The organism is Ramlibacter sp. AN1015 (assembly GCF_037726105.1).
In the GTDB taxonomy this organism is placed as follows: domain Bacteria; phylum Pseudomonadota; class Gammaproteobacteria; order Burkholderiales; family Burkholderiaceae_C; genus Ramlibacter.
On record NZ_JBBJUM010000004.1, the window covers coordinates 372,678 to 380,114 of the forward strand.

4 protein-coding genes are annotated in these 7,437 nt (G+C 60.2%); 1 reads left to right on the top strand and 3 read right to left on the bottom strand.

The annotated features are described in order from the left end of the window. Positions 1-199: 199 nt before the first annotated feature. The 3 genes from WG922_RS09305 to WG922_RS09315 all read right to left on the bottom strand — a co-directional run bounded on the left by WG922_RS09305 (position 200) and on the right by WG922_RS09315 (position 5,002). The gene (locus WG922_RS09305) at positions 200-1,615 is read right to left on the bottom strand and encodes a mercuric reductase (RefSeq protein ID WP_340282250.1); all 1,416 of its coding nucleotides are present in this window, start codon (positions 1,613-1,615) and stop codon (positions 200-202) included. A gap of 1,061 nt (positions 1,616-2,676) precedes the next feature. Continuing rightward, the gene (locus WG922_RS09310; RefSeq protein ID WP_340282252.1) at positions 2,677-4,071 is read right to left on the bottom strand and encodes an AAA family ATPase; all 1,395 of its coding nucleotides are present in this window, start codon (positions 4,069-4,071) and stop codon (positions 2,677-2,679) included. After that, positions 4,025-5,002, bottom strand: a complete 978-nt coding sequence (locus WG922_RS09315) for a reverse transcriptase domain-containing protein (protein ID WP_340282253.1) — start codon at positions 5,000-5,002, stop codon at positions 4,025-4,027. Before WG922_RS09315 ends, WG922_RS09310 begins: the two co-directional genes overlap by 47 nt. Positions 5,003-5,558: 556 nt before the next feature. Here WG922_RS09315 and WG922_RS09320 point away from each other — a divergent pair. Further along, positions 5,559-7,130 carry a GmrSD restriction endonuclease domain-containing protein gene (locus tag WG922_RS09320; protein WP_340282255.1) on the top strand — a complete coding sequence of 524 codons (1,572 nt, stop codon included), beginning with the start codon at positions 5,559-5,561 and terminating at the stop codon, positions 7,128-7,130. Positions 7,131-7,437: the final 307 nt, after the last annotated feature.

Consider the following 7,437-nt stretch of genomic DNA (forward strand, 5'->3'; position numbering starts at 1 on the left):
GCGCGAAGCGGCAATCGAGGTCCACACGCCGTGTTCGATAGGCAGCCCCGGTGCCCGTCGTGAGATGGCTCGATGCAGATCGGCGTCGAAACTACTTGCGCGCATTGCGCGAACACTGCTCCGGTCGTGGATGCCCGGGACAGCGGGCCCAACTTGCTGAATCGCAGGTCGAGAATTTCAGGTGTTCCTCAAATGACATTCAGTCGCCCGAAAGCGGCTTGCGTTTGTCGATCAGCGTCGGGAGAAACTCGGTGACCGTCGGGTGCACTGGCAAGGCATTGCGTACGATTCGCCAGTGCGTGCCAGCGCTCATGGCTTGACCGATGACCTGGATGATCTCGTCTGCGCCAATGCCCAGCATGGTGGCACCCAGGAACTTGCCGCTTTGCTCATCGATCAGCAGCTTCAGCCGCCCGAAGGTCTCGCCCTCCTCCTTGGCACGGCTGACCTCCTCCATCTCGATCACCGCCAGGGAGATGCTGCGTCCCTGTCGAACCAGCTGGCGGGCATCGGCTTCGTACAAGCCCACGTGGCCGAGCGGCGGGTCGGTGAACATGGCGTAGATGGCGTGGCGGGCCTCGGCGCTACGCGGCGCGTCCGGATTGCCCAGGATGTTTTCCGCCACGATGTCGTGGTCGTGATAGCTGGTGTGGGTGAAGGCTCCGCGGCCGTTGATGTCGCCCAGCGCCCAGATACCGGGCGCCGAGGTCTCCAGCTGCGCGTTGGTGGTGATGTAGCCGTGGTCGTCCATTTCGATCTTGGTGTCCAGCGTCTCCAGTCCCAACGCGTCGGTGTTCGGGGTACGACCCGTCGCGACGAGCAGGTGGCTTCCTTGCGGCGCCGCCCCTCCAGCCAGCCGCAGTTGGACGCCCCCTGCATGAGCTTCGGCGCCTTCTATCTCACAACCAAGGTGAACAGAGATGCCCTCGGCTTTCATCAGTGAAGCTAACGCCTCGGAGATGTCCTTGTCCTCCCGCGAGGCCAGGCGTTCGCCGCCGTCGATCACGCTGACGGAAGAGCCTAGCCGGCGGAATATCTGCGCCATTTCGAGCCCGATATAGCTGCCTCCGATGATCAGCAAATGTTCGGGTCGATCGCGCAGCGCCAGAAGCGTCTCGTTATCGAGGTAGTCGACGGCCGCGAGACCTGGTATGTCGGGAATGCGAGGCCGGGTGCCGGTGTTGAGCAGAATCCGCGGTGCCGTCAAGCGCCGCCCATCGACCATGACCACATAGGCCTTACCGCTGCAACCCGCCAGTCGTCCTCTGCCCTCCATGACCTTCAGGCCTTCAATCCCGTCGAGCCACCTCTTCAGCCCGGCGCGGGATTGCTCCACACGGTCCTGCATGCGCCGCATCGCGGCTGCGAAATCAACCCGAACCTCGCCCGCATGAACTCCGAAGCGCGGTGCCTGCTGCACCATGTATGCCACACGGGCCGACTTGCGCAGCGTCTTTGTAGGGGTGCAGCCCCAGTTGACGCAGGTGCCCCCGAGCTCTCGTGACTCGAGCAACGCCACTCGCCTGCCCGCCGTGGCCAGTTTGGCGGCAAGCGGCGGTCCAGCCTGCCCTGCGCCGATCACGATGACATCAAAGCTCGACTGCCGCTCGCTCATGGTTCACCTCGGATCGGTTTGCGCTGCACGAACTCTGCTCACATCATTATGAGTAGTCTGCCGTGTGGTCGCATCGCCCTTCTTCCGCGAAGTACCAAGTGCGAGCACGGCACCCGCCGAATCACGTGAAGGCCATCTGCTCCGCCCATCAGCGCGAAGCAACTAGAGAGGGGGATCTATCAACTCGCCCCCAAGCCAGCGTCGCTACGCCCGAGGTTCGGTACTGGGCCTCGGCCGAGTGCCATTCTCTCGATGTCGGCACCCTGGTTCATTCCCAGCACGGCGGTGACAGCTATGGCCGAGCCGCCCGTCATTCACGACTTCTAAGGCTTCCCGCCGGAACTGTTCGCCTTCGACTACCCGGCGCCTGGCTCACCCGAACTCGCTTTGGAGGTGGCGAATGCGGAATCCTGATCCTCCGCAGCGGGAACAATGTGCACAACCTGCGCGGGATCGACTTCCGACAACCGGACATGGTGTACGACTGGGGATGCGTTTCGACGACGCGGTGCGCTCCGTCATGGCAACCGCGCCGGCGAAGCTGGATGCCCTCAGCAAGCACCCGATTACGCGGCCAGCGTCCCGACCCCCGAGCACTTCGTGCCGCTCGCTTATCTGTGCGGCATCCTGCGATGCATGCGGCGAGAACGCGGTACCGTTCAATGACGGGGGAACGCTGGGTGCAGTGATCTCCGGCTCTCTCAGATCTCGCAGCCAGAGCGCAGGAGGGCGGCCACACGAGATGCCGGGAGCTGCGCACCACCTAGGGCCGCTCTTGGCCGAAAGCAGGCGTTGACGTCGTCTCAGGCTCCGAAGACTGAATGTCTGCTGCAGACTGGTTGCAGACAGTCAGGTTGGGCAACGCGAATGCAGGCGGTTGCCGACACCGGACATTCGCCGATGTGCGCGGAAGGGGACCACGATTGGTCGGAAGCGGACATGCGGTCCCTTCGCACTGCTCTCTAGTCCACATAGACGCATCAGGGTGAGTCCGTTCATGAAGGGGTCCTCAACCAATAGAACATCCATGCTGCCGGTCTCCTCATGAGCTGAGGTGGCTACTAGGATAGCTTACCGCCGAGAAACTCCGACAACTGCATCGCGAAAGAAGATAACCCCTTCTCGTGCCGAGAGCACAAGAACTCGAACACCTGCCTGCGCTTGAATACGCCAATCCGCAGCAACTCGTTGAACAGTTCCTTGCCGTTTGGATGAAACTTGCGGCGGTTCAAGCAATATGCGGCGGGGATGGCCCCTGCCATGAATGCGGCATAGAGTGCCTTCTCGACGCTATCGAGCGGGATACACAGGATGTTGCGCCCGCCAGCATGCGGTTGCTTAGCCTGATCGCCGTCCAGCACACAGATCACATCTTTCTCGGGGCCGAAGAAATGCTCCCTGCTATTGCGATCAAGCAAGGACGCGACCTGAACTGCCCCCCCAATATGGATGACCTGATACTGATAGAACGTCGGAGTGCAATAGCGCTCGATGAGATACCGCAAGAAGTCTTCCAAAACTTCGTCTTCGGTGAGGATATGCTTGTCCCATCCCCTAAAGCCGAACATCAGCGTACGGACGTAGTTGTAGGAAGCTTGACGTAACGTCACTTCGCTTGCTTCGCGTTCCATGTACAGCATCTCGCCCAGCTCCAGGGTGCTCATGAGCGCTAACGAGTGAGTCGTGAAGACCAGATGCACACCTTGGCGCTCGCAAAGCGAACGCAACTCGCCTGTCAAGCGTGCCTGGGCATCCGCATCGAGCGAGATGTCGATCTCGTCAATGAACAGGAATTTGACTCCCGAGACGATTCGCCGGTAGACACTGATGAGGAAATATTCTCCGGAGCTTAGATGGTCTTCGCGCAGGTACCGCTCTTGCGGCCGGCGAAAGCAGTAGAACGATCGGTGCCGGATACGGACTTCCAGCAGATCCGTGAACCTGTCGGTGCGATAGACGCGATTGAGAAAGTCATTGAGTTCCTGGCGAGGCGCGCCCCGCCCGATCGCTAGCGCGGTACGGAGGTCGTGGTCATGTTCGACGATTGCCTGAAACGCCTTGAATCGGTCACCGTGAGGCACGGGCAATTCCACACCGACCATGGCCTTAAGGTGGCGCGGGATCGGCTTGCGCGAGCTGAGAGTCTCGAGGTCCGTGTCGAACCTGAGCTCAAAGACTTGCTCGCCAAACTCGTACCGAATCCAACTATCGGGGCCGACGATCCCCTCAGAGGAGGTCGATGCCAATGTGTCCCCGAGCGGGATAGTTAGCAATGCCTTGGCCAAGGTGGTTTTGCCGCAACCGTTGCGCCCGACGATCGCAGTGATCCCGCGCCGGTCCAAGTCCACCGACCATTGCAAATTCGCGATGTGCTGGATTTTGGTGAGAGTGACCCGAAGCTGCATGTGATCACCCGAACGACCGGTGAACGAACCGATCGACCAGGGCCGAGCCATACTTCATCCGCAGCTTGTCCAAATAGTCCTGATCGACCGAGTTGATGTAGTTAAGCCAACCCGAAAGGCGGGCTTCCGCCTTGTCCGGCTCGCCCGTCACCTTCTTGGCGAACTCGGCGAACTTGGCACGGTCCTTTAGGTAGAAGTAGAGGAGCACTTCGATGTTTGCCCGCAACTTTGCATCGACCGTCACCTTGCCGTTGGGCAGCAATACCATACCCAGTATCCGCACCTTCGAGCCCAGGTGCAGGGACTTCGACTTGAACGGGTTTAGGCGCAGCTTCTCGCCAAAATGCTCATGCAGCAGCCCTTCTACAATTTTTCCAGCGCCAGCGACCTCATCCCGATCTGACCCCGAGATGATCAGGTCGTCCGAGTAGCGGCTATAGACGAGGCTTCGCGACTCGCATGCTTTTTGCAACGCCGTGTCGAAGGCGAACAGGGCCGCATTGCTGAGAATCGGCGACGTGGCAAAGCCAAGCGGTAGGGCGTCGCCGATGCAAACCAGCTGCAGGATGCGACTTAGGTGCGATTCGAGTGCTTCCACTGGACAGGCGGTCGCGCCAACAATCAGCGTGGAGCGCACCAGGCTAACGTCGATGCTGGGAAAAAAGTCCGCCAAATCGTTCACGAGGAAGTGGCGCCCGTCTTTGTGAACCCGGACCGCGTCCGCAGCGCTGGAGCCCTTTCGATAGGCGAAGGCGATACTGGTGTTCACCGGCAAGAACTCGAATACAAAGAGATTCAAAAACTCGTGGTACGCGCGAAGCTTGTCGGACGGCACGTGGAGTGTCCGCCGCTTGCTGCCGATTCGGGGCGTCTTGGTGGTATAGAGCGAAGCCACATCCGCGCCGATGAAATCTGCAAAGTTCTGCTTGCCGTGGTACATCGCGGCGAACAGCTCTTCGATCGGCTTCTTGGGAAGGTTCAAGGCTCAGCCTCCGGGCAACATCGAAGGTTGTACAATAGCGCTATGCCAGCGACTAGGAGGATCTCCGGTCATAAACGTTGGCCTCTGAGGCGTCTGAATCTACTTGTGTGGGGACCACGGGTCTCCACACAAGGCGTAGAGTTCCAGCCTTTTTAGCGCTTGGTGCCGGCCACCGGCCCGCCTCAAAAAGCGCGCCGTAGCAATCGCACTCCTTTCGCAGCATCCGCCCTCACGCTGCGCTCGGGCCAATTGGCATCCGGCGACAGACACCGCTTTCGACCATTGCCGTCGATCGCGCTTCTACAGGTCAGGGTAGCTCAATGACCGTATTGGTGCCGAATCCGAAAACGGGCGCCCACCAGCGAGCGACCGCAGACGCTGCGAAGTGAGACCTTGCCTAGGCGGCAGCTTCAGACTGGTTGCGGACGTTCGTGCTGAACGCGCAGATGGCCGCGGCCGGCGCAAGCGGTCACCCTCCGCGAGTTGGCGGCGCACCCTGTTTGGGGAATCCTTCGGCTAAGCTCTTCGGATCAACACCCTACAAGGAGGGAAAGCCATGGCAGGAGCTCACAAGATCACACCGTCCAACCCGCGCCTCTCGTCGCTGCTTTCCGATGTGGCGAAGGGGAACATCAAGATTCCAGTCTTCCAGCGTGAATACGTCTGGAATGACGAGCAGATCATGAGCCTGCTTGACTCGATCTACCGCGGTTTCCCGGTTGGTTCCCTGCTACTGTGGGCAACCAAGGAGGCGCTCAAGCATGAGCGCAACGTGGGTGGCTTCGAGCTGCCGAAGACGCCCGAGGACTACCCCGTTAACTACGTCCTCGACGGTCAGCAGCGCCTGACCACCCTCTACGGTGTCTTCAACTCGGACGCCAAGACCTCTGATCCCGAGCTGGCCGATCGGTTCAGCGTGTGCTTCGTGCCTTCCACCGAGGAGTTCATCCACTACGCTGAGGCTGACCCGAAAGCCTCCATCAACTTACGTGTCATCCTCGACACCACGAAGCTCCTTCCCGAGATGACGCGCTTTGACGACGCCATGAAGACGGTGATCGCAAATCTCACCGAGCGCTTCAAAGACTACGAGTTCCCGGTCGTCACCATCAAGGACCGCACCAACCAAGAGGTTTGTCGGGTGTTCCAGCGGATCAATTCGTCGGGGACGAGCCTTAGCACTCTCGAACTGCTCGCAGCCTGGACGTGGTCAGATCAATTTGATCTTAGGAAGGAAATTGAGGGAGTTCTCGACAAGCTGGCTGACAAGGGGTACGACCAACTTGATGAGGGGCTGCTCATGCGCAGCCTCGCGGCTGTGGTGCTGAACAGCATCGAGGCCGATGCGTTAGTGGACACGCCTCCGCAGAACTTGATTGACGGCATGCTGCGCTTGAAGCAGGCGATCTTCGCCACCGTGGATTTTCTGGAAAAGGAACTGCAGATCAAGAACGTGGTCTTCATCCCCTTCCCAATCATGTTCGTTCCGCTTGTGAAGTTCTTCTCTCTAACACTGAAGCCGAACGCCGCTCAGATGGCGGGGCTCAAGCGCTGGTTCTGGTTTGTGTCCTTCACGCAGCGCTACAAGGCGGGTACCAACGTCGCTGTCATGGAAGACATCGGCGCGATGCACGCCCTGGCGAACGGAAAGCCGGTGTTCGACGCGCTCGACGCCGAGGTTCACCCCAACCTTTTCATGAAGACGTGGCGAATCAATTCGACCGTCGCGAAGGCCACCATCTGTCTCCTCGCCCAGTACGCGCCGCGCAGCTTGCTGTCCAACAGTCTGGTGGACCTGAGCACGGCCATGTCCGCGTACAACGCGCGCGAGTTCCATCACGTTTACCCGAAGGCATTTCTGAACTCTCAAGGTATCAAGTTCAACGAGTCCAACATCATCGCCAACGTCTGCTTCCTCAGTCAGGCCGACAATCGCGCGATCAGCGACTCGTCACCCGCGGACTACATGCCCAAGATCGACGCCGCGCTTCGCCCCTCGATTGCTGCTTCGTCCCTGCTGCCGGTCGCTGCGATGGACGGTTCGATGAGCTACGCGGACTTCATCGGGACGCGCGCAGGGATGTTGGCAGAAGCAGCGCGCAAGCTCATCAAGACCGCGGCGATCTGAAGTGCATCAACCGGCTGCTGCAGGGTCTTCCTGCGCGTGCGCGGGCGCGGTCCTCATCACGACGCGTCACTCGTCGGACTTCAATCAACGCCGCGTCAGCGTTCCAGTGAGAGCCTTCGGCCGAGCGGCCGTTGGTGAGGTCGATGGCAAAGGACAGCAATCGCTGCGAAGCAGTCACTCGCGAGCCAAGTGCACCGGATTTCTGCTTCCGACCCGAAGCGGTCGGTCTGCTGTCGCGCCGCTAGCAATAGCGTTCCCGCTCTTCTCCTAAGCTCGACTCTCTACTCTTGGCCGCCACCATTTTCCG

Bases quoted from the DNA above. Each gene is read 5' to 3' on its own strand.
- WG922_RS09305 (WP_340282250.1), bottom strand. From the start codon at position 1,615: ATGAGCGAGCGGCAGTCGAGCTTTGATGTCATCGTGATCGGCGCAGGG.
- WG922_RS09310 (WP_340282252.1), bottom strand. From the start codon at position 4,071: ATGGCTCGGCCCTGGTCGATCGGTTCGTTCACCGGTCGTTCGGGTGAT.
- WG922_RS09320 (WP_340282255.1), top strand. From the start codon at position 5,559: ATGGCAGGAGCTCACAAGATCACACCGTCCAACCCGCGCCTCTCGTCG.